This window comes from Noviherbaspirillum malthae, from assembly GCF_015352985.1.
Classification (GTDB): domain Bacteria; phylum Pseudomonadota; class Gammaproteobacteria; order Burkholderiales; family Burkholderiaceae_D; genus Noviherbaspirillum; species Noviherbaspirillum malthae.
This window is the reverse complement of the sequence record NZ_JACYXF010000001.1, coordinates 52858-79346: the sequence shown is the minus strand read 5'-3', so window position 1 is coordinate 79346 and position 26489 is coordinate 52858. Positions and strand designations below refer to the sequence as shown.

Here is a 26489-nt window from a genome sequence, read left to right as displayed (position 1 = left end):
AGTAACGTGAGCGCCGTTGCGAAAAAGATATCCAAGCCTGACACGATGCCGGAGGCACCATGCTGCAACGCTCCTTGGAGCCGGGATTATACCTCAGCAGCCGGCGCATGAGCCTCGGCGGACGAAGGAAAACACTCTGATTTTTTAATGCTCGACGAGCGCCTTGTGCGAACCCTGCTGGCCTTTGGCAACAGTGCCGGTGCCGGCCCCAGCCTTCTGCGACGGCACGCTGCGTCCTATCCATGCCAGCATGTCGGTCCAGATGCGGCGCGCCTCGTCCGGCTTGGGCATGGCCAGCGCATTGGGCAGTTCGATGGTGATGACCGGCACGTTCTTGTGCATGCCGCCGTAGTTGCCCAGCGAACCGGGATACACGCCGACGCGGTTGAAATAGAGGCGCCCGAAGCTGCGCGGGGCCTTGGCGGGGCCGTCGAGATCAAGCACGCCGAACGGCGCGTGCACGGAAATGATGACATCCGGGCGGAAGCGTTCCATTTCCTCGTCGAGCCAGCGCGTTTCCGGTTCAGACAGCGGCGACTGGCCGGGAAAGCGGCGCGGATCGCTGCCGGTGGTTTTCATCCAGTAATGCCTGGCATCCTTTTCCCAGCCCGGCGTCGGGAAATTGCGGTTGAGATCGACGCCGTTGGCATTGACCCGCTGCGGCTTGGCCGCCAGCAGTCCGTCGGGATTCATGAGCGGCACCACATGCCAGTGCATCGCCTGCGCCTCCGGCATGGACAGCCACTTCATCCACTGGAAGACAATGGCGGAAGCCGTCAGCTCGTCGCCGTGGATGCCGCCTAGGAGCAGCACGCGCTTGGCTTCGGCAGGCCTGGTTTTCGCCGGAACGGTGCGCATGAGAATGGGAACGCCCTTGCGCGACGCAGCCCCGGTGGGCTGCAGCGCACTTGCCCCGCAATCAGCAACGCTGACGCCGGGCAGGCGCGGGGTGACTTTCTCGCACCAGTCCTGCCTGGCGGCAGGGGACAAGGTCTTGTGGCCAGGCTCGGTCCTGGCATGCGCCGGCAGGCATGCCGCGGCGGCGCCAAGCAAGGCCAGCGCAACGGCCGCCTGCATGCATTGCAGGACAGGCAAGCGGACACGGCTCTGCTGCATGAAGAGCGATGCCCTTGCGCCTTAGAGTCCGGCTGCCGCGCGCAGGGCCGCTGCCTTGTCGGTGCGCTCCCAGGAGAATTCCGGCTCTTCGCGGCCGAAGTGGCCGTAGGCAGCGGTCTTGGCATAGATCGGGCGCAGCAGGTCGAGCATCTGCACGATGCCCTTCGGGCGCAGGTCGAACAGCTCCTGCACCAGCTGGGCCAGCTGTTCGTCGCTGATCTTGCCGGTGCCGAAGGTGGTCACCATCACCGAGGTCGGCTTGGCGATGCCGATCGCATAGGACACCTGGATCTGGCAGCGCTTGGCCAGGCCGGCGGCCACGATGTTCTTCGCCACGTAGCGGCCGGCATAGGCGGCCGAGCGGTCGACCTTGGACGGATCCTTGCCGGAGAAGGCGCCGCCGCCGTGCGGAGCCGCGCCGCCGTAAGTGTCGACGATGATCTTGCGGCCGGTCAGGCCGCAGTCGCCCTGCGGACCGCCGATAACGAAGCGGCCGGTCGGGTTGATCAGGTAGCGGGTATTCTTCAGCCACTCCTGCGGCACGACCGGCTTGATGATTTCCTCGATCGCGGCTTCCTCGATCGCCTTGTGCTCCATCTCGGGCGCATGCTGGGTCGACAGCACGATGGTGTCGATGGCCACCGGCACGCCGTCCACGTAGCGCAGCGTGACCTGGGACTTGGCGTCCGGGCGCAGCCACGGCAGGCGGCCGTCCTTGCGCAGCTGCGACTGGCGCTCGACGATGCGGTGGGAGTAATAGATCGCGGCGGGCATCAGCTCCGGCGTTTCGTCGCAGGCATAGCCGAACATCAGGCCCTGGTCGCCGGCGCCCTGGTCGAGGTCGATGCCGGTGCCTTCGTCGACGCCCTGGGCGATGTCGGGCGACTGCTTGTCGTAGCAGACCATGACCGCGCAGCTCTTGTGGTCGATGCCGAAGTCGGCATTGTCGTAGCCGATGCGCTTAATGGTCTCGCGTGCCACGCTGATGTAATCGACATTGGCGTGCGTGGTGATTTCGCCGGCGAGCACGACGAGACCGGTGTTGCACAGCGTTTCCGCTGCGACACGCGCTTTCGGATCCTGGGCCAGGATCGCATCGAGAATGGAATCGGAGATCTGGTCGGCGACCTTGTCCGGGTGGCCCTCGGAAACCGATTCCGAGGTAAAGAGATATTCGTTTGCCATCGCAGGCTCCCTATGTAGTAATTGCATTCGACCATGTCGCGGCCAAACCATTGAGCCTGCGACGCTTTAGCGAAATTTTTAGGCCGCCTCGCAAGTTGTCTATTAACTCGGCGGCGCTGACTGACATCAGAATTGTTCCCAAAAGAAAACAATCGGCACATTTGGCACGGAATGAACAGTACAGCGTTGTGATATTTTACGCGTCTGGAAAAAAATCACAAATTTTCTCGCGCCACATTTAATGCTTGTCACCCTCTTCCGCCTGCTTTCCAGGCTGCCGCTGCCCGTTCTGCATGCCATCGGCGCAGCGATCGGCTGGCTGGTGTACCTGGTTTCCCCTTCCTATCGCCGCAGATTGAAAAGCAACATCGAGACGGCCGGTTTCGGCTCGCACCTGTCGGCGGCGGTGTGTGAAGCCGGGAAGAATATATTCGAGCTGCCCTTCATCTGGTGCGCGCCCCAGGAAAAAGTCGTCGCCAGCACGCGCATCGAGAATTGGGAACTGGTGCAGGCGGCGTTCGATGCCGGCAAGGGCGTCGTGTTCCTGACCCCGCATCTCGGCTGCTTCGAAATCACTGCGCAAATTGTTGCAACCAAGACACCTCTGACGGTGCTGTATCGTCCGCCGAAGAAGGAAGCGCTCAAGCCGCTGATCGAGGGCGCGCGGGCGCGCGGCGACCTGCGCCTGGCGCCGGCCAACCTGTCGGGCGTGCGCATGCTGCTCAAGGCGCTGCGGCAGTGCCAGCCGGTCGGCGTGCTGCCCGACCAGGTGCCGCAGAACGGCGAAGGCGTGTGGGCCCGCTTCTTCGGACGGCCCGCCTATACCATGACGCTGCCCGGCAAGCTGCACCAGATGTCCGGCGCGCCCATCATCCTGACCTATGCGGAGCGCCTGCCGCGCGGCGCCGGCTTCGTGATGCGCTTCGTGCCCTTCGACCAGACGCTCGGCGAGACGCCCGAACAGCATGCGCGCGCAATCAACGCCGCGATGGAGCAACTGATTGCGCGCTGTCCTTCCCAATATTTCTGGAGCTACAACCGGTACAAGGTACCGCCCGGCGTTCCAGCGCCCGACCTGCAGGAAACCGCTTGATGAAACTTTTGCTTGGATTGATGTGGCTGCTGCACTGGCTGCCGCTGCCCGTGCTCGGCCGCCTCGGAGAAGCGGTCGGCAGCCTGCTGTTTTTGATCATGAAGCCGCGCCGGGACATCACCCTGACCAATCTGCGTCTCTGCATGCCGCAGCTGTCGGAGGCGGAAAGACGGTCGATCGCGCGCCGGCATTTCCAGAACTATGCGCGCAGCGTGCTGGAACGCGCGCTGCTGTGGTGGGCGCCGCGCCAGCGCCTGGAGCGCCTGATCGTGGTCGAACCGTCCATGCCGGTGGCCGAAATGACATCGGGCCCGACCATCCTGCTCTGCCCGCACTTCGTCTGCCTCGACGTGGCCGGACTCTCCGTGATGATGGAAGGCCCGACCGCCTGCTCGATCTATACGCGGCAGCAGAATGAAGTGTTCGACCAGGCCCTGCGCAAGGGCCGCACCCGCTTCAATGCCGACATCAAGCTGTTTTCCCGCGGCGAAGGCGTCAAGCCCATCATCCGCGCGCTGCGCCAGGGCATGCCCTTTTTCATGCTGCCGGACATGGATTTCGGCGAAAAGGATGCGGAATTCGTGCCCTTCTTCGGCATTCCCGCCGCCACCCTGACCGCCCCTGCGCGCATCGCGGCGGCGACCGGCGCGAAGGTGATTCCGGTGATCGCCACCTACCTGCCGAACTACCAAGGCTGGAAAGTCAAGTTCTACCCGGCCTGGGAAAACTATCCCGGCGGCGACATGGTCGAGGCGACGCGGCGCATGAATGCCTTCATCGAAGAGCGCATCCTGGAAGCGCCGTCGGAATACTTCTGGGCGCACAAGCGCTTCAAGACCCGGCCGCCGGGCGTGCCTAGCGTGTATGCCAAGGGCAGTCCGGACGAGATGCCGCTGGAATCATGAACATGTGAACGCATGAACGCCTGTCTATAATCGAAGCCATGAAACTCAAATTCACCAAAATGCACGGCGCCGGCAACGACTTCGTCGTGATCGATGCCATCAGCCAGCAGATCGACTTCAGCCCCGAGCAATGGAAGGCGCTGGCCGACCGCCGCTTCGGCGTCGGCGCGGACCAGATGCTGGTGGTCGAAAGAACGCAGTCGCCCGGCGTGGACTTCCGTTACCGGATCTACAACGCCGACGGCGGCGAAGTGGAACAGTGCGGCAATGGCGCGCGCGCCTTCGTCCGCTTCGTCACCGAAAAGGGATTGACGGAAAAGCAGGCGATCAGGGTGGAAACCATGTCGGGCATCATCGAGCCGACGCTGGAAGCCGACGGCGGCATCACGGTCGACATGGGCGCGCCCATCCTCGAACCGGAACGCGTGCCCTTCGATGCGAACGGCCTGCAGGGCAGGCAGATGCACCAGGACCTGATGTGGCCGCTGGATGTCGACGGCGAGACCCGCTGGATTTCGGTCGCGTCGATGGGCAACCCGCACGCGGTGCAGGTGGTCGAGGATGTCGAAACGGCGCCGGTGCACCTGGAGGGCCCGGTGATCGAACGCCACGCCCGCTTTCCGAAACGCGTCAATGCCGGCTTCATGCAGATTCTCGACCGCCATTCAGTCAAGCTGCGCGTCTTCGAACGCGGCGCCGGCGAAACCCTGGCCTGCGGCACCGGCGCCTGCGCGGCCGTCGTCTCGGGCATCCGGCGCGGCCTGCTCGACTCGCCGGTCAAGGTGGCGACCCGCGGCGGCGACCTGTCGATCGCCTGGCAGGGCGAAGGCAAGCCGGTGATGATGACCGGCCCGGCCGTCACCGTATTCGAAGGCGAAATAGAAATCTGACATGGCCGGCCGCCGGAGCACTGGATCGCCGCCTGCCGGCGGTGCATTTTCCGGCGGGTTGTCGGGTAAAATCACGGCTCGATCTTTGGCCGGCATGCAGCTGTTGCAACCATACCCGGCTGTTGAATGCTGCGACCATCACAGAATTTCCCTCCTATGACTTACGAACTGGATTCCAACGCCGTCGCCAATTTCCTGTCCGACAATCCGCATTTCTTCGAAGAGCACAGTGAGCTTCTGTCCCGCGTCAAGCTCACCAGTCCGCTGGCCGGCCGCGCGGTATCGCTGCAGGAGCGCCAGATGGAAGTGCTGCGCGAAAAGATCAAGGTGCATGAACTGCGCCTGTCGGAATTGCTGCGCATCGCCGAGGAAAACGACGCCATCACGCAGAAATTCCTGCAATGGACCCGCTCGCTGCTGCTGGCGCGCAACGACGTCGACATGCCGCATACCCTGGTGACCGGCCTGCAGAGCATCTTCTCGGTGCCGCAGGCGACGCTGCGCATCTGGGGCGTAGCCGAGGAATATGCCCACACCTGGTTCGCGGCCGAGGTGTCGGAAGACGCCAAGATTTTCTGCAACGGCCTGACCGCGCCCTATTGCGGCGCCAACCAGGACTTCGAGGCGGCTTCCTGGCTGGAAGACCCTGCTTCGGTGCAGTCGATCGCCATGCTGCCGCTGCGCGTCGGCGGCGCGCCGGAAGCCTTCGGCCTGCTGGTGCTCGGCTCGGCCGATCCGCAGCGCTTCACCGCCGAGATGGCGACCGACTACCTGTCCAAGATCGGTGAAATCGGCAGCGCCGCGATGGCCTGCCTGCTCGACTGACAACTTACGCCACGAACGACCACGGACCGTGAATTCCGAGACCAACCGGGCTCGCCTCGCCGCCTATCTCGATCACCTGGAAAAGCAGCGCAAGCTGGCGCTGCATACCGTGACCAGCTACCGGCATGACCTGCTGGTGCTGGCCGAGATGGTCGACAAGCTGCCCGGCGCGCCGCCGATGCTGGAAGTCGGGCATTTCCATATTCGCAAGTTCGCTTCCCAGCTGCATGCCCAGGGGCTGAACCCGCGCACCATTGCGCGCAAGCTCTCCGCATGGCGCGGCTTCTTCGAATGGCTGTCGGACCAGGAGCCGCTGCCGGCCAATCCGGTCGACGGCGTCAAGGCGCCCAAGCGCAGCAAGCCGCTGCCCAAAGCCCTGTCGGCCGACGACGCGATCCGCGTGGTGGCCGAGAGCACGCCGGGGCGGGATGCGCAAGCGCCCGGCCAGCTGTGCAACCGCGCGATGTTCGAACTGCTGTATTCCAGCGGCCTGCGGGTCTCGGAACTGACTTCCCTCGATCTGCGCTATGTGCGCGAAGGCGATTACCAGTCCGCCGGCTGGATCGACTTCGCCGAAGCCGAAGTCAACGTGACCGGCAAGGGCAGCAAGCAGCGCAAGGTGCCCATCGGCAAGCCGGCGCTGGAAGCCTTGCGCGCCTGGGTCGCCGTTCGCGAAACCCTCGTGAAGCTGGACCCGCATCCGCTGTTCCTGACCGAGCGCGGCAAGCGGGTGACGCCGAGCATCGTGCATGCGCGGCTGAAGAAGCATGCGCAGGCGCTCGGCATTCCGGCCAATGTCCATCCGCATGTGCTGCGCCATTCATTTGCCTCGCATGTGCTGCAATCGTCCGGCGACCTGCGGGCCGTGCAGGAAATGCTGGGCCATGCCTCGATCGCCGCCACCCAGGTCTATACTTCGCTCGATTTCCAGCGCCTTGCCGCGGTCTATGATGCAGCCCATCCCCGCGCCAGGAAAAAGACCGAATCGGAGGGCTGATCCGCCCTCGTCGCCGGCGCTGCCCTCGTTTTTTGTTTTTGTTTAACGGGATGCGGCGCCAACGCCACCTCTTTGAACCGAGTTACCCATGCTGACCATCACTCTCAAGCCCGGCAAGGAAAAAAGCCTGCTGCGCCGCCATCCCTGGATCTTCCCGACCGCCATCGACCGCATCGAGGGCAGGCCCGACGAGAAGAACAAGCCCGGCGCCACCGCCGTGGTGCAGTCGGCCTCCGGCCAGTTCCTGGCGCGCGCCGCCTACAGTCCGAAATCGCAGATCCGCGCACGAGTCTGGACCTTCAGTGAAAGCGAGCCGGTCGACCATGCGATGATCAAGCGCCGCGTGAAGAAGGCGCTCGCCCACCGCATGAACATGGTCAAGGACACGGATGCGATCCGCCTCATCTTCGGCGAGGCCGACGGCTTTCCGGGCCTGGTCGTGGACTGGTATGCCGGCAAGCAGGGCCATCTGGTCTGCCAGTTCCAGTCGGCCGGCGTGGAAGCCTGGAAGGTGCCGATCGTGCAGGCGCTGATCGCCGAGACCGGCTGCCCCAACGTCTACGAGCGCTCCGACGCCTCGGTGCGCGAACGCGAAGGCATGCCGCTCGTCACCGGCACGCTGGCCGGCGCGGAGCCGGGCGACGAAACCCTGGTGACCGAAAACGGTGTGCGCTATGCGGTCGACATCAAGACCGGGCACAAGACCGGCTTCTATGTCGACCAGCGCGACAACCGCCGCCTCGTGATGGAGCACGCGGCCGAACGCGAAGTGCTCAACTGCTTCTGCTACACCGGCGGCTTTTCGCTGGCGGCGCTCAAGGGCGGCGCGGCCGGCGTGACCTCGATCGACTCGTCCGGCGAAGCGCTGGCCATCGGCCGGCGCAACGTGGAGTTGAACGGCTTCGACGCCGGCCGCGCCGAATGGCAGGATGCCGACGTCTTCAAGGCCCTGCGCGCCCTCCGCGAGCAGAACCGCAGCTTCGACCTGATCGTGCTCGATCCGCCGAAATTCGCCTCCTCGCCCGACCATGTGGACCGCGCCGCGCGCGCCTACAAGGACATCAACCTGCTCGGCTTCCAGCTGCTGCGCGAAGGCGGCCTGCTGTTCACCTATTCCTGCTCGGGAGCGATCAGCGCCGATCTGTTCCAGAAAATCGTCGCCGGCGCCGCCAATGACGCGAAGGTGGATGCGCGCATCCTGAAGCGGCTGTCGGCCGGCGTCGACCATCCGATGACCACCAGCTTCCCGGAAGGGGAATATCTGAAGGGCTTGCTGCTGCAGAAGGCTTAGCGGCGTGCAGCGCGGCGCCATGCCGGCATGGCATGGCGTGGCGCCCCGTTTTTCGGCAAGTTTTGCAACTGGATTGCAAACTGCGTCATAATTTCCCTTTTCCGGCACCGGTGCCGATCCCGGCTCCGGCAATGCGCATGCCCAGGCATGCCGTTCCAACCAGACTTGTTTTGCAGTATGGCAAAGAGCATGAAAGCGAAAATTCCTGCCGGCCCGCCCGCCGACACTGCCGCAAAGGCCGAGTCGCAGCTGCGCCAGGCTTCGGTACGCATCACCGCGGCGCGTGTCAATGTCCTGGCGGCACTCCTGGATGCGCCGCGCGCCTTCTCGCACCAGGACATGCAGGATGCATTTACCGACATGGACAGGGTGACGCTGTACCGCGCGCTCGACTGCCTGATCGAGGCCGGCCTGGCGCACAAGATCGCCGGCGACGACCGCGTATTCCGCTACAGCGCCGGCACCGAACATGCCGCCTCGCTCGATCCCGAGGTCAAGCACCATCAGCATGGCCACTTCAAATGCACCCGCTGCGCCAAGGTGTTCTGCCTTGACAGCATCGGCGAGGCCGGCCTGCTGCGCGACGCGCTCGAGGAAAGCCTGGGCAAGGGCTTCCAGAGCCATGATATCGAATTCACCATCAAGGGCTGGTGCGCCGACTGCGCCCAATGACGCAAGAAAGAGAACTGACGATGAAACTGATTCCCGCCACGATACTCACCGGCTTTCTCGGCGCCGGCAAGACCACCCTGCTCAACCGCATCCTGCGCGAGCCGCACGGCCTCAAGATTGCCGTCATCGAGAATGAATTCGGCGAAGAGAACATCGACAATGAAATCCTGGTGCAGGAACGCCGCGAGCAGATCGTCGAAATGAGCAACGGCTGCATCTGCTGCACCGTGCGCGGCGACCTCATCGTGGCGCTCGGCACGCTGGCGCAGAAGCGCGACGCCGGCGAGCTCGACTTCGACCATGTCGTCATCGAAACCACCGGGCTGGCCAATCCCGGACCGGTGGCGCAGACCTTCTTCATGGACGATGAAGTGGCCGGGCATTACCTGCTCGACGCGGTCGTCACCGTGGTCGATGCGCGCCATGCGATGGCCCAGCTCGACGAACACGAGGAAGCGCAGCGCCAGGTGGGCTTCGCCGACAAGCTGCTGCTGTCGAAGACCGACCTCGTCGATGAGGACGCGGTGGCGGCGCTCGGCGCGCGCCTGAAGCGCATCAATCCGCGGGCGCCGATATCGAAGACGGATTTCGGCAAGGTGCCGATCTCGGAAGTGCTCGACCTGCGCGGCTTCAACCTCAACGACAAGCTGGAAATCGATCCGGACTTCCTGTCCGAGGAAGAGCATGGGCACGACCATGCCCACCACGATCACGATCATGACTGCGGCGAACACTGCGGGCACGGCCATGCGCATCACGACCATCATCATGCGCATCACTCCGACGATATCGCGGCCTTCGTGTTCCGCAGCGACCGGCCGTTCAACACCGCCCGCCTGGATGAATTCCTCGGCGGCGTGGTCCAAGTGTACGGGCCGCGCATGCTGCGCTACAAGGGCGTACTGTGGATGGAGGATGCGGACCGCAAGGTACTGTTCCAGGGCGTGCACCAGATGATGGGCACCGATATCGGCGCGAAATGGGCCGAAGACGAAGTGCGCGGCAGCAAGATGGTCTTCATCGGGAAAAACCTGCCGAAGGAATCCATCATCCAGGGACTGGAACAGTGTTTGGGTTAAACTGTTGTCGTTTTTGATTTTTCTTCATGCAATGGAGATGGTGGTTTGGCAAGATGGCAAGCACGTCGTATACCGCTTGATGAAGCCTGAAATGCCGCAAGAGCAGGCAAGAGATGATTTCAGGCCGGGGAGCTGACGGTCGGGCGGTTCATTCAGCGAGGGCAACATGAACGCAACGGTCACCAAGTCCGCCTCCAGGCGCGGCGTCAAAAGCGCCGGCAACACCGCAGCGCTGGCCCGAACGGCCGCCGCCAAGGCCGCAAGTCCGGCCCAGCCCCGGAAAAAGACTGCGTCCGGCACCGTGTCTGATTCCGCTGCCGCGCCCAAATCTGCCGCCACGGCAACAAAATCGATTGCCAAACCTACCCAAAGCACGGTAAAAAGCAACTTAAAGCCCGCCGCGAAGACAGCGGGCGTGATGAATGCCAAGGGGACGATTTCGAAAGCGGCAGCGCCAAGCAAGGCGCATGGAAAGTCCGTGACCGACGCGCCCCCGAAAGCGAGCAAGGCAGCAGCAACGGATTTGAAACGGTCGTCCAGTACTTCCGCTTCAAAGGTCGGTTCCAAAGAGACGTCCAGCCCTTCCATGAGCGGTAACAATGCAAGGGACGGATTAATGGATACAATGGAAAAACCCGTAGTTTCGAAAGTAAGCGAAGTGGCTACCAAAACAACTAAACCCACCCCGGCCGTCCAGGATGGCACCCTGTTGACCGAAGAGCAGATCCTTCAGATGAACGAGAAGGACTACATGAACGAGGCGCAGCTGGCCTTCTTCAAGGCGCGCTTGCAGCAGCTGGAGCGCGATCTGCTGAAAAACGCAGGCGAAACCACCGAACATCTGCGCGAAACTGTGCTGGTACCCGATCCCGCCGACCGCGCGACCATCGAGGAAGAGCACGCGCTCGAACTGCGCACCCGCGACCGCGAGCGCAAGCTGCTCAAGAAAGTGCAGCAGGCCATCGCCAGCATCGACGCCGGCGACTACGGCTGGTGCGAGGAGACCGGCGAGCCGATCGGCATTCCGCGTCTGCTGGCCCGACCGACCGCGACACTGTCGCTCGAAGCGCAGCAGCGCCGCGAGCTGAAACAGAAGCTTTACGGCGACTGATTGCGAAGGGCCGCAACCTTCGGCCCCGCTTCCACCCCTACCGCAAGCGTACGATGCCCCGGCTCGTACGCTTGTTTGCTTTGCGGGATGCAGATGCATTGCAAATCGCACAGGGAAACCTGACTGATCTGCCATATAATGCAACTCTGTTGCAACTCAATGCCATGTCATTGACTATTGACTGCGTGCGCATGATCCTGCGCCGCACAGACGCGATTCTCCGACCATAGACATCATGCCCTTCCGCCCTAGCCGCCGCAGAACATGCAGCGCCGCCGCCTTCCTGCTGGCGGTGGCGCTGCTGTTTGCGCAATGGTCGGGCCTGGTCCACCGGGTGGAGCATGCCCGTCTTCTGAATGAAGTCGCACACGGGACGGCTTCATTCTCCGAGTCCTCCTCCAAGCTTCATCATTCCTGCCTTGCGTTTGATGCCGCCGCCATGGCGGACAGCATTCACGCACCTCCTTTTGACGCCCTTCCCGCGACCGCCGCGCAGGTGCCGGCATTGTCGGCTGCATTCCGCTCCTGGGATGCGCCGCCGGTCTGCCATTTCTCCTCGCGCGCGCCGCCCATGGCCTGAACGGAACTGCCCCGGCACCGTGGCGGCAACGCCGCCTCGCGAAGCCGCCGAGGGCACCCATGCCGCTCGTGCCGCATCCGCCTGATGTGCGGGCGCGGCCCACTCACGCATTCCATTTTTAAAGACCATGGCCATTCAACGCACACTGATGGCAAGCGCCGTATTGTCGGCGCTCGCCTCCCCCATTCTCTGCGCCGCCCAGAACGCCGAACCCGTTCTGCCGGCGGTCACCGTGACCGCAGCGCCTTTCAACAACGATGAAAATGCGCAGATCCTCGCGCCCGCCAAGGTATTGACCGGCAGCGAGCTGCGCAACAAGCTCGGCTCCTCGCTGGGCGAAACACTGTCGCAGGAACTCGGCGTCTCCGCCTCCGGTTTCGGTGCCGGCGCATCGCGTCCCATCATCCGCGGGCTGGAAGGCCCTCGCGTGAAGATCCTGCAGAACGGCATGGCCGTCTCCGACCTGTCCACCCTGTCCAATGACCATGCGGTCGCCGTGGATGCCGCCACCGCGCGCCAGATCGAAATCCTGCGCGGTCCCGCCGCGCTGCTGTACGGCTCCGGCGCCATCGGCGGACTGGTCAACGTGGTCAACGACCGCATTCCCGTCGAACTGCTGCCGAGGCCGTCCGGCGAAGCCGAACTGCGTTTCGGCTCGGCGGACAGGGAGCGGATGTTTTCCTTTTCGGGGGACGGCGCGGCCGGCAGCATCGGCCTGCATCTCGACGGCAGTGCGCGCAACACCGACGACTACCGCATTCCCGGTTTCGCCGTCTCCGGCGACCCCGCTTCGGCGTCCGGCCGCCTGCCTTCGTCCTTCACCCGCGCGCGCAGCCTCGGCTTCGGCCTCTCGCATGTCGCCGACTGGGGCTACATCGGCGCATCGGTCGATACCCGTGATGACCGTTACGGCATTCCGACCGGCGAGCGCTCCTTCATCGATCTGTCGCAGACGCGCGGCGATATCGCCGCCCACATCAAAAATCCCTTCGCGGGCATCGAGTCGGCCACCGTCAAGCTGAGCAGCAGCGATTACAGGCACACGGAAAAGGAAGAAGACGGCACGCCCGCTACCGACTTCGCCAACCGTTCCCACGAGACGCGCTGGGAACTCGTGCACCGCCCTATCGCCGGCTGGCGCGGCACCTTCGGCCTACAAAGCGAACACGGCAAGCTGTCCGCCCTGTCGGCCGATACCGGGCGCCCCGACACGATACCCGTCACCAAGTCCTCCTCGTTCGCCGCCTTCCTGGTCGAGGAGCGAGATTTCGGACCGCTGCGCGCGAGCGCCGGCCTGCGCACCGAAACCGTGAAGCGCCGTCCGGAAGACGAGGCATTCGGCGACAGGCGCTTCAGGCTCAATTCCTATTCGCTTGGCGGTCTGTGGAGTTTCGGCCAAGGCTATGGCGCCGGCCTGACCTACACCTTCGCCCAGCGCGCACCGGCCGCCGAAGAGCTGTATTCGAACGGTCCTCATGAATCGACGGCCACCTTCGATATCGGCGACCCGAGCCTCGGCAAGGAAAAGTCGCGCAACCTCGAACTGACGCTGCAGAAGACCGAAGGCCTGGTGCAGTGGAAAGCCAACCTGTTCGAAAACCGCATCCGCAACTACATCTTCGGCAGCATCGGCGGCGGCACCGTCGATGACGACGGCGCGGCGGATCCGGCGGGCGAACTGAGGCAGCGCTTCTGGACGCAGGGCAATGCGACGATCCGCGGCGCGGAAGCGGAGATCAGCTACAACCAGCGCGGCAGCGGCCTGTCGCTGCGGGCCTTTGCGGATACGTCGCGCGGCAAGCTGGACGGCGAAGGCAATCTGCCGCTGCAGCCGGCGACGCGCTTCAGCGCCGAAGCCGGCTACCGGCAGGCAGCCTGGCGCGGCGGCGTGTCACTGCTGCGGGCGCTGCGGCAGGACCGGCTGGCGGCGTTCGAATCCACGGCGACGCCCTCCTACACCCTGGTCAACGCCGACCTGTCCTATACGGTGCGCGGCGGCGGCGTGCAGTGGACCTGGTTCGCGCTCGTGCGCAACCTGCTCGACAAGGAGATCCGCTATTCCACTTCGATCCTGAAGGACGTCGCGCCGCAGCCGGGCCGCAACCTGATTGTCGGCGTGCGCAGCCGTTTCTGACGCGAGCAGGCGGCGAGCGCTGCAACCGCGAAGCGGCAAAAATGTGACAAAAAGTCATCACTTGCCGCTTCCCCGTGACAACTCGGCTTGGGGATGTGTTACCTTTACACACTTGTAATTTTCCTCCAGCCGCCCCGACGGTCCAACTGTGCGGGCAATGGAAGAGTTGAAAGCGCCATTTTCCAGCCAGGGACAACGTGGGTATTTTTTCGCTTTTCGGGAAGAAGGACCGCCAGCCGGCCAAGCCGGCTGACAGGGATGCTTCCCGCACAAAGCGCCCGCCGGCATCTTCTTCCTCATCCTCCTCATCGTCTTCCGCCGCTTCCCGCAGCACGGGCAAGGGCGCGACGGCGAAACGCGATGCGAACACCGCGATCCAGACCGCATTGAAGATCGATGCGATCGAATCGGAAATGTCCATCGAGTACGTCAACCTGCCCCTGAAGCAGCGCTCCCGTTCGAAATCCCCTCCTCCCGATGCCGCGCCGGCCAAGCCCCAAGGCGAGCCTCCCGCAGCGAAAAAGCCGCAGCTGCAGGAGAAACCGTCCGCGCAGGCGGCAGCGGCGACACTGCAGCCGCTCGGACCGGAAGCGGGAAGCACCACGGAATTCCTGCTCGACGGCCAGACTGCCATCAGCAAGATCGCCGCCCCCTCCTCCGAGGTGGCCGCCGTGGTCGAGGAAGCGGCCATCATGTATGCCAACGGCCAGGCGGCGCTCACGACCCAGATGCTGCAGGCGGCCATCGCCTCCGACGAGTTCGGCGAATTGCCGCAGACGGCCTGGCTGATGCTGCTGGACCTGCACCAGATGGGCGGCAGGCAGGCCGAGTTCGAGGAACTCGCGATCGAGTATGCGAGCCGGTTCGAAACCTCGCCGCCCGCCTGGACGTCCAGACAGCCGCGCAGCAAGCCGCAGATACAGGCGCCCGCGTCGGTCACGCCGGCGGTGCCCTTCTCCGGCAAGCTCGACGTCGGCTGCGAGAAGCAGGTGGAACGCATCCGCAACCTGGCGGAGCATCACCGTACCCTGCGCCTGGAATTTGCGAAAGTTACCGAGGTCGATCCCGCCGGCTGCCGGCTGCTGCTTGCTGCCCTGCGCAAGCTGCAGAAGAGCGGCCATGAACTCGTCCTTGTCGGCGCATCGGAACTGGCCGAACGGATTCGCGCCATCATCGAAGTCGGGCGCCGCGACGACACCGAGGATTGCTGGCTGCTGCTGCTCGAAGTGCTGCAGCTGCTGAACCGTGAAACCGAATTCGAGGAACTGAGCATCGACTACTGCGTGACGTTCGAGGTATCGCCGCCAGCCTTCGCCGCACCCCCGATGAGCATCGTGACGGCACCGGCCGAAACGCCGGCGCCGGTGCGCTCCGAAACATCCGAAGCGCCGGAACATTTCATGATGCCGGCCGTCGTCTCCGGCCAGGTCGACGAACTCATACTCGCGATCGCAGCCTATTCCGACGAGCACGATCCCGCCGTCATCGACTGTTCATGCCTCGAACGCATGGATTTCAATGCCGCAAGCCGCTTCCTTACCGGCCTCAGCCCTTTCTGCGGCAGCGGCAAGGTCGTCGAATTCCATCACGTCAATCATCTGGTCAGCGTACTGCTGATGGTAATCGGCCTGAACGAAATCATCCGCATCATTCCCCGCAAAAACTGATTCACACTTCCGCCCAGCACAGACTGCATATCCTCCCCCAGGGTTTACACTTGTATTCTGATGTCCTGCCCTCATCTGCGGACAATTATCAGCATCCGAGGCATTCTCCATGGAACAATTTCACGGCACCACCATCCTTTCCGTACGCCGCGGCAGCACCGTCGCGCTCGGCGGAGACGGTCAGGTAACGCTCGGCAATGTCGTCATGAAAGGCACCGCACGCAAGGTGCGCAAGCTCTACCAGGGCAAGGTACTGGCCGGATTTGCCGGCGGCACCGCCGATGCCTTCACGCTGATCGAGCGCTTCGAAGCCAAGCTGGAAAAGCACCAGGGCAACCTGATGCGCGCCTCGGTCGAACTTGCCAAGGACTGGCGCACCGACCGCATCCTGCGCCGCCTGGAGGCGATGCTGCTGGTGGCGGACCGCGAAGCGACCCTGATCATCACCGGCAACGGCGATGTGCTGGAACCCGAAGCCGGCGTCGGCGCCATCGGTTCCGGCGGCGTCTATGCGCAGTCGGCCGCCAAGGCGCTGCAGGAAAACACCGACCTGCCGCCCGCGGAGATCGTCAAGAAGGCGCTCACCATCGCCGGCGAACTCTGCATCTATACCAATCTGTCGCACACCATCGAAACCCTGGATTAACGCGTCCGCCGCGTCACGCACACCATCATGAACATGACACCTCAAGAGATCGTTTCCGAACTCGACAAACACGTGGTCGGCCAGGCGCGCGCCAAGCGCGCGGTCGCGATTGCATTGCGCAACCGCTGGCGGCGCCAGCAGGTCGCCGATCCGCTGCGGCATGAAATCACGCCGAAGAACATCCTGATGATCGGGCCCACCGGCGTCGGCAAGACCGAGATCGCGCGCCGCCTGGCCAAGCTGGCCGACGCGCCCTTCATCAAGATCGAAGCCACAAAGTTCACTGAAGTGGGCTATGTGGGCCGCGATGTCGACACCATCATCCGCGACCTGATCGACATCGGCATCAAGCAGACCCGCGAATCGGAAATGCGCAAGGTGCGCTCGCATGCGCAGGATGCCGCGGAAGACCGCATTCTCGACATCCTGCTGCCGCCGGCACGCGACTTCGGCTTCAGTTCCACGCCCAACGCGCCAGCCGAAGGCGACGGCAGCAATGCCACCCGCCAGACCTTCCGCAAGCGCCTGCGCGAAGGCGCGCTCGACGACCGCGAAGTCGAAATCGAAGTGGCCGAGGCGCCGGCGCACATGGAAATCATGGCTCCGCCCGGCATGGAGGAAATGACCGAGCAGATCAAGTCGATGTTTTCCGGCCTCGGCGGCGGGCGCAAGAAAAAGCGCAAGGTCAAGATCCGCGAGGCGATGAAGCTCCTGCTCGACGAAGAAGCCGCGAAGCTGGTCAATGAAGACGAGCTGAAGCAGAAGGCGATTGCCAATGTCGAACAGAACGGCATCGTGTTTCTCGACGAGATCGACAAGATCGCGACCCGCTCCGAAGTCGGCGGCGCCGACGTATCGCGCGCCGGCGTGCAGCGCGACCTGCTGCCGCTGGTCGAGGGCACCACGGTCAACACCAAGTACGGCATGATCCGCACCGATCACATCCTGTTCATCGCCTCGGGCGCGTTCCACCTGGCCAAGCCTTCGGACCTCATTCCGGAACTGCAGGGCCGCTTCCCGATCCGCGTCGAACTGGAGTCGCTGGCCATTGCCGATTTCGAACGCATCCTGACCAGCACGGATGCCTGCCTGACCCGGCAGTACGAAGCCCTGCTCAACACCGAAGACGTGAAGCTGGACTTCACCGGCGACGGCATCAAGCGGCTGGCGGAGATTGCCTTCTCGGTCAATGAGAAGACGGAAAACATTGGCGCGCGCCGCCTGTACACCGTGATGGAAAAGCTGCTCGAAGAGATTTCCTATTCGGCCAGCGAGTCCACCGGCAAGACGGTGACGGTCGATGCCGCCTATGTCGATGAAAAGCTCGGCGCGCTGGCGATCAACGAAGACTTGTCGCGCTACGTGCTGTAAAAACTGTCTCAAGAACCATCCCGGCCCTTTGCATGACCTGAATTCCCCTGCTCATGTAAAGGACCCGGCGCATGGAATGATACTCAGGACACTGCAATGGCAAACAAGGCGCTCGCGAAACGGCAGAAGATGACGATTCGCGTCGAACCCTCGCAACAGCCTCTGAAGGCCCGCAATGCCGTCGTGGCCGGAGCCAAGCGCAAGGCGCTCGCCGGCACCGGCGCCAAGCATGGGGGCGGGCTCAGCCTGCATGCCCGCCTGTTCGGCAAGCTTGCAGGATCTTCCGAAGAAGAGAAGTAAGAAGCGAGAACCTGATCCGGCCCGATTGCTGCACGGGACCGGTATTCATACTGAAGCCGCAGCGTCCGGCCCTACCGGCTTTGCAGCGGCGGCGAACCGGGCACCGTAGATCTGCCGCTGGAGCCGATCGAGCCCGGTGTGGCAGGCTGCGGCGTGGGAGTCAATGCGCCCGCCGGCGGTGCGGCCGGGGCAGCACCTGTGTTGCCGGCTTGCGGCGCCGGATTGACGACCACGGTCGGCGGCGCATTGGTCACCGGCGCCTGCGGTGTTGCTGCCGGTGCAGCAGGTGCGGTTGTCGCAGCCGGCGGCGCTGCGGCAGGCTGCGGCGCGGCGAATGCCGGCTGCTGAGGCGCCTGCTGTTGTGCGGCAGGCGTTGCCTGCTGCTGGTTCGGTGCGGCAGGTGCCGGACGGGTAGCCATGCCGCGTCCTGCGGGCGTGGGAGGCGTGGGCTGGTTTCCCGGACGCGGCGCTGCGGTCGATGTAATGCCGGCGTCCCTGCCGGTTTCCGGCAGCTCCACCCGCTTGGTCGCGCCGTTTTCCAGCAGGACCACATACCCGGGATGCACTTCCTTGATCGTGACGCCGGGCACCACTTCACTGTCGACCCGAATGGCCTGCGGCGGCTTGCCGTCGGCGCTGATGATGGCCACGCTGTCGCGGGCATTTCCGGAAAAGATCACGCCGCGCAGCTGATAGTTGCTGGCAACCGCAGCCGGCGCGGTGCGTCCGCCGAACAGCGCCGTGGCGCCTTCCGGCCGCACTTCCGGCGCTGCGGCGCGCGGCGGCGCTGCCACCGGCCGCAGCGGCGGTTTGAACATCTGCATGCCCCAGTATGCGATCGATGCGCACAGCAGGATGAACAGCACAAAACTGATGGCGAGCGGCAAGCGCTTCATCTCATTCCTTTTCTCGTTCTAATTATCATTTTCGGCACCTCCCGGCGTTCCTGTCGCGGCACTGGTGTCAGCGCACCAGCTGGTTGATCTCGATGATCGGCATGAGCACGGCCAGCACGATCAGCAGCACCACCACGCCCATCACCAGGATCAGCGCGGGTTCCAGCAGGCCGGCAATGGTCAGCGCACGCCGCTCCAGGTCCTGCTCCTGCGCATTGGAAGCGCGCTCCAGCATGGCGGGCAGTTCGCCGGTGACTTCACCGGCGCGGATCATGTGGATCAGCATCGGCGGAAAATGCTTGTGCGCAGACAGTGCACGCGCCAGGCCTACGCCTTCGCGCACGCTGGTGGTTGCTTCCTCGACCTGCTCGCGCATGGCCACGTTGGACAAGGTATCGCGGCTGGTCTGCAGCGCGCGCAGGATAGGCACGCCGGAACCGGTGGTGATGGCCAGCGTGCTGGCGAAACGCGCGGTGTTGAGGCTGCGCTCGAACTTGCCATAGAGCGGCGCCGTGAGCAGCCAGCTGTGCCAGCGGTACTTCACCGCGGGGTTCTTCAGCGCATTGCGCCACACCAGGTAGGCGCCGACCAGCACCAGCGCGACGATCCAGCCGTAGCTGCGCACGAAGTCGGAAATGGCGAGCATGATGACGGTCAGCAGCGGCAGCTTCTGCTTGGTGTTGGCGAACACCGAGACGATCTGCGGCACGACATAGGCCAGCAGGAAGATCACGATCGCGAACGCGACCACGGTGACGATGGCCGGATAGGTGAAGGCCAGCCTCACCTTCTGCACCAGTGCATTGCGGCGCTCGATGTAGTCGGCCAGCCGCGACAGCACGCGCGACAGCTGGCCGATCTGTTCACCCGAGGCCACCAGCGCGCGGTAGATGTCGGCGAAGTCGCGCGGATGCTTGGACAGCGCATCCGACAGCGAGGAACCGCCCATCACTTCGGCGCGGATCGAAGCCACCAGGTCGCGCACGTAGGTGCGCTCGGCCTGTTCCAGCAAGGCGGTGAAGGCCTGCTCCAGCGGCAGGCTGGCCTCCAGCAAACTGGCCAGCTGGCGCGTGAACAGCGCCAGCTCGGTGGTCGACAGCTTGTCGCCGAAGGCGCGGCTGCGGGCCTGGCCGAGTTCGTCGACCTGAGCCGCGATGGCATCGACCACGATGGGCACCAGCCCCTGCGCGCGCAGGTCCGAGCGCGCCGCGCGGGCGCTGTCGGCATTGACGACGCCCTTGCGGGTGGCACCCGCGGCATCGACGGCTTCGTAACGAAATGCGGGCATGGCCTCAGTCCTTGGTCACGCGCAGCAGTTCCGCTTGCGTGGTGGTGCCGTCGGCCAGCCAGCGTTCGCCGTCCTCGCGCATGGTCTTCATGCCGTCGCGCTGGGCGGTGGCACGGATTTCGGCTTCCGGCGCCTGGTCATGGATCTGCTTGCGGATCTGGTCGGTGGTGGTCAGCAATTCGTAGACGCCGACGCGGCCCTGATAGCCGGTCTGGCCGCATTTGTCGCAGCCGACCGCATGCCATTCCTGGCCGTCGTACTGGCGGCACACCGGACACAGCTTGCGTACCAGGCGCTGGGCGACCACGCCGAGCAGCGAGGACGACAGCAGGAAGGGTTCGATGCCCATGTCGAGCAGACGGGTCACGGCCGAGGCCGAATCGTTGGTGTGCAGGGTCGCCAGCACCAGGTGGCCAGTCAATGACGCCTGCACCGCGATCTGCGCGGTTTCCAGGTCGCGGATCTCGCCGATCATGATGATGTCCGGATCCTGGCGCAGGATGGCGCGCAAGGCCTTGGCGAAGGTCATGTCGATGCGGGCATTGACCTGGGTCTGACCGACGCCGGGGAGTTCGTATTCGATCGGATCTTCCACCGTCAGGATGTTGGTGGCCGGCGCGTTCAGCCTGGTCAGCGCCGCATACAGCGTGGTGGTCTTACCGGAACCGGTCGGACCGGTGACCAGCACGATGCCGTGCGGCTGGCTGATCAGGTGGTCGAACTGCTGCATGACGTCCGGGCTCATGCCGAGATGGCTCAAGTCCATGCGGCCGCCTTCCTTGTCGAGCAGACGCAGCACCGCGCGTTCGCCGTGGCCGGTGGGCAGCGTGGAAACGCGGACATCGACCGGCTTGCCGCCGACGCGCAGCGTGATGCGGCCGTCCTGCGGCAGGCGCTTCTCGGCGATGTCGAGCTGGGCCATGATCTTGATGCGGGAAATCAGCGACGCGTGGATCGCCTTCTTCGGCCGCACGATGTCGCGCAGCGCGCCATCGACGCGGAAGCGCACCACCGAGATCTGTTCAAAGGGCTCGATGTGGATATCCGACGCCTCTTCGCGCAGCGCCTGCGTGAGCAGCGCATTGATCATGCGGATGACCGGCGCGTCGTCGGCCGATTCCAGCAAGTCCTCGATGGCCGGCATGTCGAGCATCAGCTTGGCGAGGTCGAGATCGGATTCGACTTCGTCGACCACCTGCGCGGCATCGTTGCCGGAGCCGGCATAGGCCTTGGCAATGGCCGCTTCGAGGTCTTCCCGCGGCAGCGACTTCAGCTTGACGCGGCCGAAACGGCGGCTGACTTCGGCGATTGCCGAGGGCACGGTGGCATCCGATACCCAAACTTCGACGGCATTGCCGGCGGCCTCGCTGCGGCGCGCGAGCAGCGCATGGTCGCGGGCAAAGGCGTACGGGAGAAGACGGGCATCGGTGAGAACTGTACTCATTACTGCATTCCTACTGTCTATTGTCTGTTGGTTGCGGGGGCGCCCTGCTGCTGGCTGGTCCCCGGCACCGGAGAAGGTGTCGGCACCGGTCCCTGCGACGGCGCAGGCATCGGCTCGGGCGGAGCGGGCGGCGCACGGTTGGGCGACAGGGGCGGCGGGTTGTCGACGGTGCCGGCGGGAGTTTCCGCACGGGGGTCGATATTGACCAGACCGCCGCCTACCGCGCGGCCGTTCTGCAGCGGCGGCACGACCGGGGTGTTGACGTCGCGCAGCAGCAGAGGATGGGTTGACTGTGCATTGCCCTGGACGTTCCGTATGTAGTCGTAGCGGTCCGCTGCAAGGTTGATGCTTTGATCATTGGTGCGCAGGACCGTCGGCTTCAGGAAGACCATCAGGTTGGTCTTGCGGCCCGAGCGGTTGCGGTACTTGAACAGGTTGCCGACGACCGGCAGGTTGCCCAGTCCGGGCACCTGCTCGACGCCGTCGGTGACGCGGTCCTCGATCAGGCCGCCGAGCACGATGATCTGACCGTCATCGACCAGCACGTTGGTTTCGATCGAGCGCTTGTTGGTGATGATGTCGGACGCATTGCTGGTCGGCTGGATGTTCGACGTCTCCTGGTAGATCGCCATCTTGACCGTGCCGCCTTCGGAGACCTGCGGCCGCACGCGCAGCGACAGGCCCACGTCCTTGCGTTCGATGGTCTGGAAGGGGTTGACGCCGGCAGCGCCGCCGGAGGCCGCCGTGGTGAACTGGCCGGTCACGAAAGGCACGTTCTGGCCGACGATGATGCGGGCTTCCTCGTTGTCGAGCGTGATCAGGTTGGGCATCGACAGGATGTTGGCATTGCCTTCGGATTCCAGCGCCCGGGCCAGCACGCCCAAGGTCAGCGAACCGCCGATCTGGCGGAAGATGCCGAGGTTCAAACCGTTGCCCGGAGGCAGCGGCGTGCCGTTGGTTACTTGCGAGATGGCCTGGCTGATCAGGTTGGTGCCGGAGCCTTGGGTGGTAAACCCTGTCGCTCCGCCGACCCGGTAGCTGCTGCTGGCGTCGCCCGACAGGCCGGCCCACTGGATGCCGAGTTCGGCGGCGCGGTCGGCGCTGACTTCGACGATCAGGGTTTCCACATAGATCTGCGCGCGGCGCGCATCGAGCTGGTCGATCACCGCGCGCAGGTTGCGGTAGACCGCTTCGCTGGCGGTAATGATGAGGGCGTTGGTTGCCGGATCGGCCTGGATGAAGCCGCCTGCGCCGCCTGTCGGCAAGGGGTTGGTCGACTGCGAGTTCTGGTTCAGCGCGCCCTGGCCGAGCTGGGTCTGGGAGCCGGGCGAAACCTGCTGCGGCTGCTGCTGAAGCTGCTGCGGCTGCTGCTGGCTGCCGAGGTTGGCCTGGGCATTCGGGTCGGAGGCGACCACCGCCCGCAGCGTCTGCGCCAGCCGCACGGCATCGGCATTGCGCAGGTAGACCACATGCACGTTGCCGGGCTGCGAAGTCTGCTGGTCGAGCTTGGCGATCAGCGACTTGGCCAGGTTGGCGCGCGCCACCGACGGCGCGCGCACGATCAGCGAATTGGTGCGGGTATCGGCCAGCACGGAGACCCGGCCGGCGTCGCCGCCGGCGGCCGGACCGCTCTGTTCGAGCAGGCGGTTGACCATCACCGCCACGTCGGTGGCGACCGCATTGCGCACCGGGACCACGTCGAGGTCGCCCACGGCCGGCGAATCCAGCGCGGCAATGATGCGCGAGAGGCGCTTGAGGTTGTCGGCATAGTCGGTGATGACGATGCTGTTGTTGCCGGGATTGACGTTGATGGTGTTGTTGGGCGAAATCAGCGGACGCAGCACCTGGACCAGGTTGGCGGCCGACTCATAGTTGAGACGGAAAATCTGCGTGGCGATCTGGTCGCCGCGCACGTCGCCGGTGGACTGGATGGGGCCGGCCTGCAGCTTGGCGTCGGCTTCCGGCACCACCTTGGTGACGCCGTCGCTCCTGACCATCGCGAAGCCCTGCAGCCGCAGCGAGGAAGCCAGCATCTGCAGCGCCTGCTGCTTGCTCACCGGCTTTTCCGACACCAGGTTGATGGTGCCCTTGACGCGCGGATCGATGATGAAGGTGGTACGCGTGTAGTGCCCGATGGCCTTGACCACCGATTCGATGTCGGCGCCGACGAAATTGAGCGTCGCCTGGTTGGAATTCGGGTCCTGCGCATTGACGTTCGGCATGCCTGCCATGGCACACAGCAACAATGCGGCAGCGCTGATGCGGCGCCACGGTGCAGTCAGGCCTGCCGCGGTCTTCCCGGACGTTTTCTGGAATGTTTCTGCTGATCGATTTTTTTTCATTTGAACTCTAGCGCGATAACATCTTTGCCGTTTTCTCGTCGGCGTTGTCCCAGCAAATTCAAGAGATTTGCCAGCCTTTCTTCCTGCCCTTCTTCTGCTTCGGCCTTGCCGGAAAACCGCAGTCTCCCGTTGGCCAGCGAACCTGTGCCGCTCAGCAGCAGCGGACCACTTTTGCTTGTCAGGGCCAGCTGTGCCTGCTGGCCGCGCCAATCCATTATCAGTTGGTAAGCTCCCAGCGGTTTGATCGGTGACAGACGCGAGGCGATGTCGTCCATCTGCAGCGTCGTCGTGCCGCTGACTTCGACGGCATTGCCTTTGCGCGCCAGCTGCAGCGGCGTCCAGCTCAGCAGCATGCGGCCGGCGGGCTGGATGGTGTTGAGCGGTGCGCCCAGCCCGGCCAGTCGCTCGGCCGGCAGGTGCATGCCTCCCGGCGATACCTGCCACTGGTTCCAGCTGCCGGTAATGCGCACCGGCTGGGTCAGCGCTTCCTTGTTCTCCAATGCAATATCCACCTGGCCCAGCAGCACCAGCGGCGACAGTCGCCAGGAGAACCGCCCCGGCAGCAGCGGCGTCACCGGATCGGAGCGGCTGGGCGCGCCGCCGACGAAACCGGAGCCGTTCCACAGCGTGCCCTGGGCGTCGCCCAGCGTCAGCCGGCCGTTGGTCTGCCTTTCCAGCAGCAAGCTCATCCAAGACGCCGGACAAAACACGATGACCGTCAGCGCCATGCTGACGATCGCCGCCAGTAACCATATCACGAGGCGTCGCACTTTTATTGTTTCTCCCCTGCTTTGCTCATTGCGCCTTTCGTTGCGTTTTTCATTGCTTCCTTACGGGACCCTCATTGAATCCGCATTGAGCCCTCATTGGGCCTTTTGCTGGCGCAGCGACAGCGTCGCATTCACCGTATCGGGTTGCGCCTGCGCTTCCACCACCGCATCGACCACGCCGACGCTGTAAGTGCGCTGCAGCTCCGTCAGCCATTCCACGGTGCTGGCGAAGGATACGCCGGCGAGCTGCACGCGCGCCAGTTCGCCGGTTACGCTCAGGCTCTGCGCCTTCAAGCCCTTTTCCGACAGCGAGGCTTCAAGGCGCTCGCGCGTGATCGGCGGCGGAGGCGGCGTATTGGCGTTGGCGCGGGCCGCGACGCCGCTGCTCGAGGCTTCCCTGGCCAGCGCCTGCACCTCGGCCGACTGCTGGCGCAGCGTCGGCAGCTTGCGCTCCAATGCCTGGCGGCCGCTGAGCGCCGGATCGATGAGCAGCGCATACAGCAGGCCGAGCACGACCACGGCGGCGGCGATGGCCAGCATGTTGCGCTCGCGCTTGTTGCGCGCGCCCCAGAATGTCGAAAAGGATTGTTTCATGCCGCCCGCGCGGCTGGTGGCTGCATTCATTTTCCGCTCCTGATCTGCCATACGCCGCTGCCGGACTGCGTTGCCGACAGGTTGCGCGACGACAGCGCGCTGTTGAGCTGGTCGGCCGGCACGTTGGCATCGGGCTTGAATTTCACGGTCAGGCTGCGATCGCGGTACTCGAGTCCGGCGATGGCATTGCCGCCCTGCCCGAGTCCGCTCCAGGCTTCGCCGAAGCCGGCGGCAAGCCCGACGAAATCGTCAGGCGCGATCTGGCCGGCCTGCCGCTGTCCGCCCGAGAGCTTCTGCCGCAGCTGCACCAGCGGATCGATGACGACGGTCTCCTTCGGGAAGGCGGCCTTGTAAGTCTGCACCATGCCGGCCTGCAAGACTTCGGCTTCACGCTTCATGCGCAGCCAGTCGACGTTCAGGCCGACCAGATTGATTGTCAGCAGCAGCAGCGCCAGCGCAACCGGCCAGCGCCAGCGCGACCAGTCGAACTTCGGCCCGGCGGCGGCGCCCAGTCCGCTCATCAGGTCGAGCGGCGCCTTGGCGGCAGCGCCGATCCAGCGCGGCCAGTTGTCGGCATGCAGCGTGATGCGCTCGCTCAGCGCCGGCGCGATGCGCAGCGAATCCTGGTAATCGCGCACCCTTGCCTGCGGCACATGGAGCACGATGGGCGCCTGCGGCACCACCATGGCCAGCGACTGCATCACTTCAAATGCGGCCGATTCGGGCTGGTCGGGCACGATCGACAGGCCCAATCCCTCCTGCTCGGACAGGCGGACCGCCACATCAATGTCGCCGCCGTGTTCGGCAACGGCGGCACTGACCGCATCGGCCTGCACCGGCAGGCACAGCTGCGCCGGCACGGCCGCCACGCTGCGCGCGCCCAAGGTGGTCAGCGTGCGCGCCAGCAATTCCAGCCAGGAGCGCTGCACGACGGCAACCGTGCGCGTTTCATTGCGTGTGCCGTCGGCGACTACTACGCATTCGGCGGGATCGCTCATCAGCTGGTCTTCCACCAGATTCGGAAGTGCGGCCTTCAGGCGCCCCGGCGACAGCGGCGGCACCTTCACCCGCAGCAGCGTGACATCGCCCGGCGCCAGCAGCAGCACCACGCGCTGTGCCTTGCGTACCAGCTCGCTCATGTCGGGCAAGGCCGCCATGCCCTCGCGTTCCAGCGCGCCGCTATTGGTCGCCGACGCATATTCGCAATACAACGGCATGCCCGGCTGCAGGTTTTCCGCAAAGGCATGCGACGGCAGGCGTATGTAAAGGGTGCTCAATGTTGTGCTCTTTCTT

Annotated in this window: 25 protein-coding genes and 1 riboswitch; of the genes, 15 read left to right on the top strand and 10 right to left on the bottom strand. The window is 64.5% G+C overall.

Annotated features, from left to right (window positions below; translation table 11 throughout):
- Position 1: 1 nt before the first annotated feature.
- A riboswitch (S-adenosyl-L-homocysteine riboswitch) is annotated at positions 2 to 80 on the bottom strand.
- Positions 81 to 144: 64 nt separating this feature from the next.
- Both IGW03_RS00405 and metK read right to left on the bottom strand, forming a co-directional pair.
- Positions 145 to 1095, bottom strand: coding sequence for a M14 family murein peptide amidase A (locus IGW03_RS00405; RefSeq protein ID WP_228534848.1), 951 nt, complete (start codon positions 1093 to 1095; stop codon positions 145 to 147).
- Between the two features lie 42 nt (positions 1096 to 1137).
- Positions 1138 to 2301 carry a methionine adenosyltransferase gene (gene metK / locus IGW03_RS00400; RefSeq protein ID WP_194720539.1) on the bottom strand — a complete coding sequence of 388 codons (1164 nt, stop codon included), beginning with the start codon at positions 2299 to 2301 and terminating at the stop codon, positions 1138 to 1140.
- Between the two features lie 241 nt (positions 2302 to 2542).
- Between metK and IGW03_RS00395 the strand changes: the two genes are divergently transcribed.
- The 8 genes from IGW03_RS00395 (at position 2543) to IGW03_RS00360 (ending at position 10053) form a co-directional block, all read left to right on the top strand.
- Positions 2543 to 3394, top strand: coding sequence for a lysophospholipid acyltransferase family protein (locus IGW03_RS00395; protein ID WP_194720538.1), 852 nt, complete (start codon positions 2543 to 2545; stop codon positions 3392 to 3394).
- On the top strand, positions 3394 to 4299 hold the full coding sequence (locus IGW03_RS00390) for an LpxL/LpxP family acyltransferase (RefSeq protein WP_194720537.1): 906 nt from the start codon (positions 3394 to 3396) through the stop codon (positions 4297 to 4299). The genes IGW03_RS00395 and IGW03_RS00390 overlap by 1 nt, the downstream gene beginning before the upstream one ends.
- 38 nt (positions 4300 to 4337) lie before the next feature.
- The gene (gene dapF, locus IGW03_RS00385; RefSeq protein ID WP_194720536.1) at positions 4338 to 5189 is read left to right on the top strand and encodes a diaminopimelate epimerase; all 852 of its coding nucleotides are present in this window, start codon (positions 4338 to 4340) and stop codon (positions 5187 to 5189) included.
- Between the two features lie 156 nt (positions 5190 to 5345).
- A complete protein-coding gene (locus IGW03_RS00380; protein WP_194720535.1) occupies positions 5346 to 6014 on the top strand; it encodes a DUF484 family protein in 669 nt (222 codons plus the stop codon).
- Positions 6015 to 6042: 28 nt separating this feature from the next.
- On the top strand, positions 6043 to 7011 hold the full coding sequence (locus IGW03_RS00375; protein ID WP_194720534.1) for a tyrosine recombinase XerC: 969 nt from the start codon (positions 6043 to 6045) through the stop codon (positions 7009 to 7011).
- Positions 7012 to 7099: 88 nt separating this feature from the next.
- Complete coding sequence (locus IGW03_RS00370; RefSeq protein WP_194720533.1) at positions 7100 to 8302, top strand: class I SAM-dependent rRNA methyltransferase; 1203 nt, start codon at positions 7100 to 7102, stop codon at positions 8300 to 8302.
- 189 nt (positions 8303 to 8491) lie between these two features.
- On the top strand, positions 8492 to 8974 hold the full coding sequence (locus IGW03_RS00365) for a Fur family transcriptional regulator (RefSeq protein ID WP_228534846.1): 483 nt from the start codon (positions 8492 to 8494) through the stop codon (positions 8972 to 8974).
- A 20-nt stretch (positions 8975 to 8994) separates the two neighbouring features.
- Positions 8995 to 10053 carry a CobW family GTP-binding protein gene (locus IGW03_RS00360; RefSeq protein WP_194720531.1) on the top strand — a complete coding sequence of 353 codons (1059 nt, stop codon included), beginning with the start codon at positions 8995 to 8997 and terminating at the stop codon, positions 10051 to 10053.
- 24 nt (positions 10054 to 10077) lie between these two features.
- Here IGW03_RS00360 and IGW03_RS00355 read toward each other — a convergent pair whose 3' ends face one another.
- The gene (locus IGW03_RS00355) at positions 10078 to 10641 is read right to left on the bottom strand and encodes a hypothetical protein (protein WP_194720530.1); all 564 of its coding nucleotides are present in this window, start codon (positions 10639 to 10641) and stop codon (positions 10078 to 10080) included.
- A gap of 28 nt (positions 10642 to 10669) precedes the next feature.
- Here IGW03_RS00355 and dksA point away from each other — a divergent pair, with 28 nt between their 5' ends.
- The 7 genes from dksA to IGW03_RS00320 all read left to right on the top strand — a co-directional run bounded on the left by dksA (position 10670) and on the right by IGW03_RS00320 (position 17862).
- On the top strand, positions 10670 to 11164 hold the full coding sequence (gene dksA / locus IGW03_RS00350; protein ID WP_192804995.1) for an RNA polymerase-binding protein DksA: 495 nt from the start codon (positions 10670 to 10672) through the stop codon (positions 11162 to 11164).
- A gap of 235 nt (positions 11165 to 11399) precedes the next feature.
- Positions 11400 to 11744, top strand: a complete 345-nt coding sequence (locus IGW03_RS00345) for a hypothetical protein (protein ID WP_194720529.1) — start codon at positions 11400 to 11402, stop codon at positions 11742 to 11744.
- Between the two features lie 127 nt (positions 11745 to 11871).
- Positions 11872 to 13878, top strand: a complete 2007-nt coding sequence (locus tag IGW03_RS00340; RefSeq protein ID WP_194720528.1) for a TonB-dependent receptor — start codon at positions 11872 to 11874, stop codon at positions 13876 to 13878.
- A gap of 197 nt (positions 13879 to 14075) precedes the next feature.
- Positions 14076 to 15545, top strand: coding sequence for an STAS domain-containing protein (locus IGW03_RS00335; protein ID WP_194720527.1), 1470 nt, complete (start codon positions 14076 to 14078; stop codon positions 15543 to 15545).
- 109 nt (positions 15546 to 15654) lie between these two features.
- Positions 15655 to 16191, top strand: a complete 537-nt coding sequence (hslV, locus tag IGW03_RS00330) for an ATP-dependent protease subunit HslV (RefSeq protein WP_194720526.1) — start codon at positions 15655 to 15657, stop codon at positions 16189 to 16191.
- A gap of 27 nt (positions 16192 to 16218) precedes the next feature.
- Positions 16219 to 17562 carry an ATP-dependent protease ATPase subunit HslU gene (gene hslU / locus IGW03_RS00325; RefSeq protein ID WP_194720525.1) on the top strand — a complete coding sequence of 448 codons (1344 nt, stop codon included), beginning with the start codon at positions 16219 to 16221 and terminating at the stop codon, positions 17560 to 17562.
- Between the two features lie 96 nt (positions 17563 to 17658).
- Positions 17659 to 17862, top strand: coding sequence for a hypothetical protein (locus IGW03_RS00320; RefSeq protein WP_194720524.1), 204 nt, complete (start codon positions 17659 to 17661; stop codon positions 17860 to 17862).
- Positions 17863 to 17933: 71 nt separating this feature from the next.
- On the opposite strand, the gene IGW03_RS00315 is transcribed toward IGW03_RS00320, so the two are convergent.
- The 7 genes from IGW03_RS00315 to gspL form a co-directional block, all read right to left on the bottom strand.
- A complete protein-coding gene (locus tag IGW03_RS00315; protein ID WP_194720523.1) occupies positions 17934 to 18758 on the bottom strand; it encodes a type II secretion system protein N in 825 nt (274 codons plus the stop codon).
- A 67-nt stretch (positions 18759 to 18825) separates the two neighbouring features.
- Positions 18826 to 20046 carry a type II secretion system inner membrane protein GspF gene (gene gspF / locus IGW03_RS00310; RefSeq protein WP_194720522.1) on the bottom strand — a complete coding sequence of 407 codons (1221 nt, stop codon included), beginning with the start codon at positions 20044 to 20046 and terminating at the stop codon, positions 18826 to 18828.
- Between the two features lie 4 nt (positions 20047 to 20050).
- Positions 20051 to 21490, bottom strand: coding sequence for a type II secretion system ATPase GspE (gene gspE, locus IGW03_RS00305; RefSeq protein ID WP_194720521.1), 1440 nt, complete (start codon positions 21488 to 21490; stop codon positions 20051 to 20053).
- Between the two features lie 17 nt (positions 21491 to 21507).
- Positions 21508 to 23832: a type II secretion system secretin GspD gene (gene gspD / locus IGW03_RS00300; protein ID WP_194720520.1), complete on the bottom strand. Its 2325-nt coding sequence runs from the start codon at positions 23830 to 23832 to the stop codon at positions 21508 to 21510.
- Positions 23829 to 24602, bottom strand: coding sequence for a type II secretion system protein N (locus tag IGW03_RS00295; protein ID WP_194720519.1), 774 nt, complete (start codon positions 24600 to 24602; stop codon positions 23829 to 23831). The genes gspD and IGW03_RS00295 overlap by 4 nt, the downstream gene beginning before the upstream one ends.
- Positions 24603 to 24695: 93 nt before the next feature.
- Positions 24696 to 25226 carry a type II secretion system protein M gene (locus IGW03_RS00290; RefSeq protein WP_194720518.1) on the bottom strand — a complete coding sequence of 177 codons (531 nt, stop codon included), beginning with the start codon at positions 25224 to 25226 and terminating at the stop codon, positions 24696 to 24698.
- Positions 25223 to 26473, bottom strand: a complete 1251-nt coding sequence (gene gspL, locus IGW03_RS00285) for a type II secretion system protein GspL (protein WP_194720517.1) — start codon at positions 26471 to 26473, stop codon at positions 25223 to 25225. The genes IGW03_RS00290 and gspL overlap by 4 nt, the downstream gene beginning before the upstream one ends.
- Positions 26474 to 26489 lie beyond the last annotated feature (16 nt).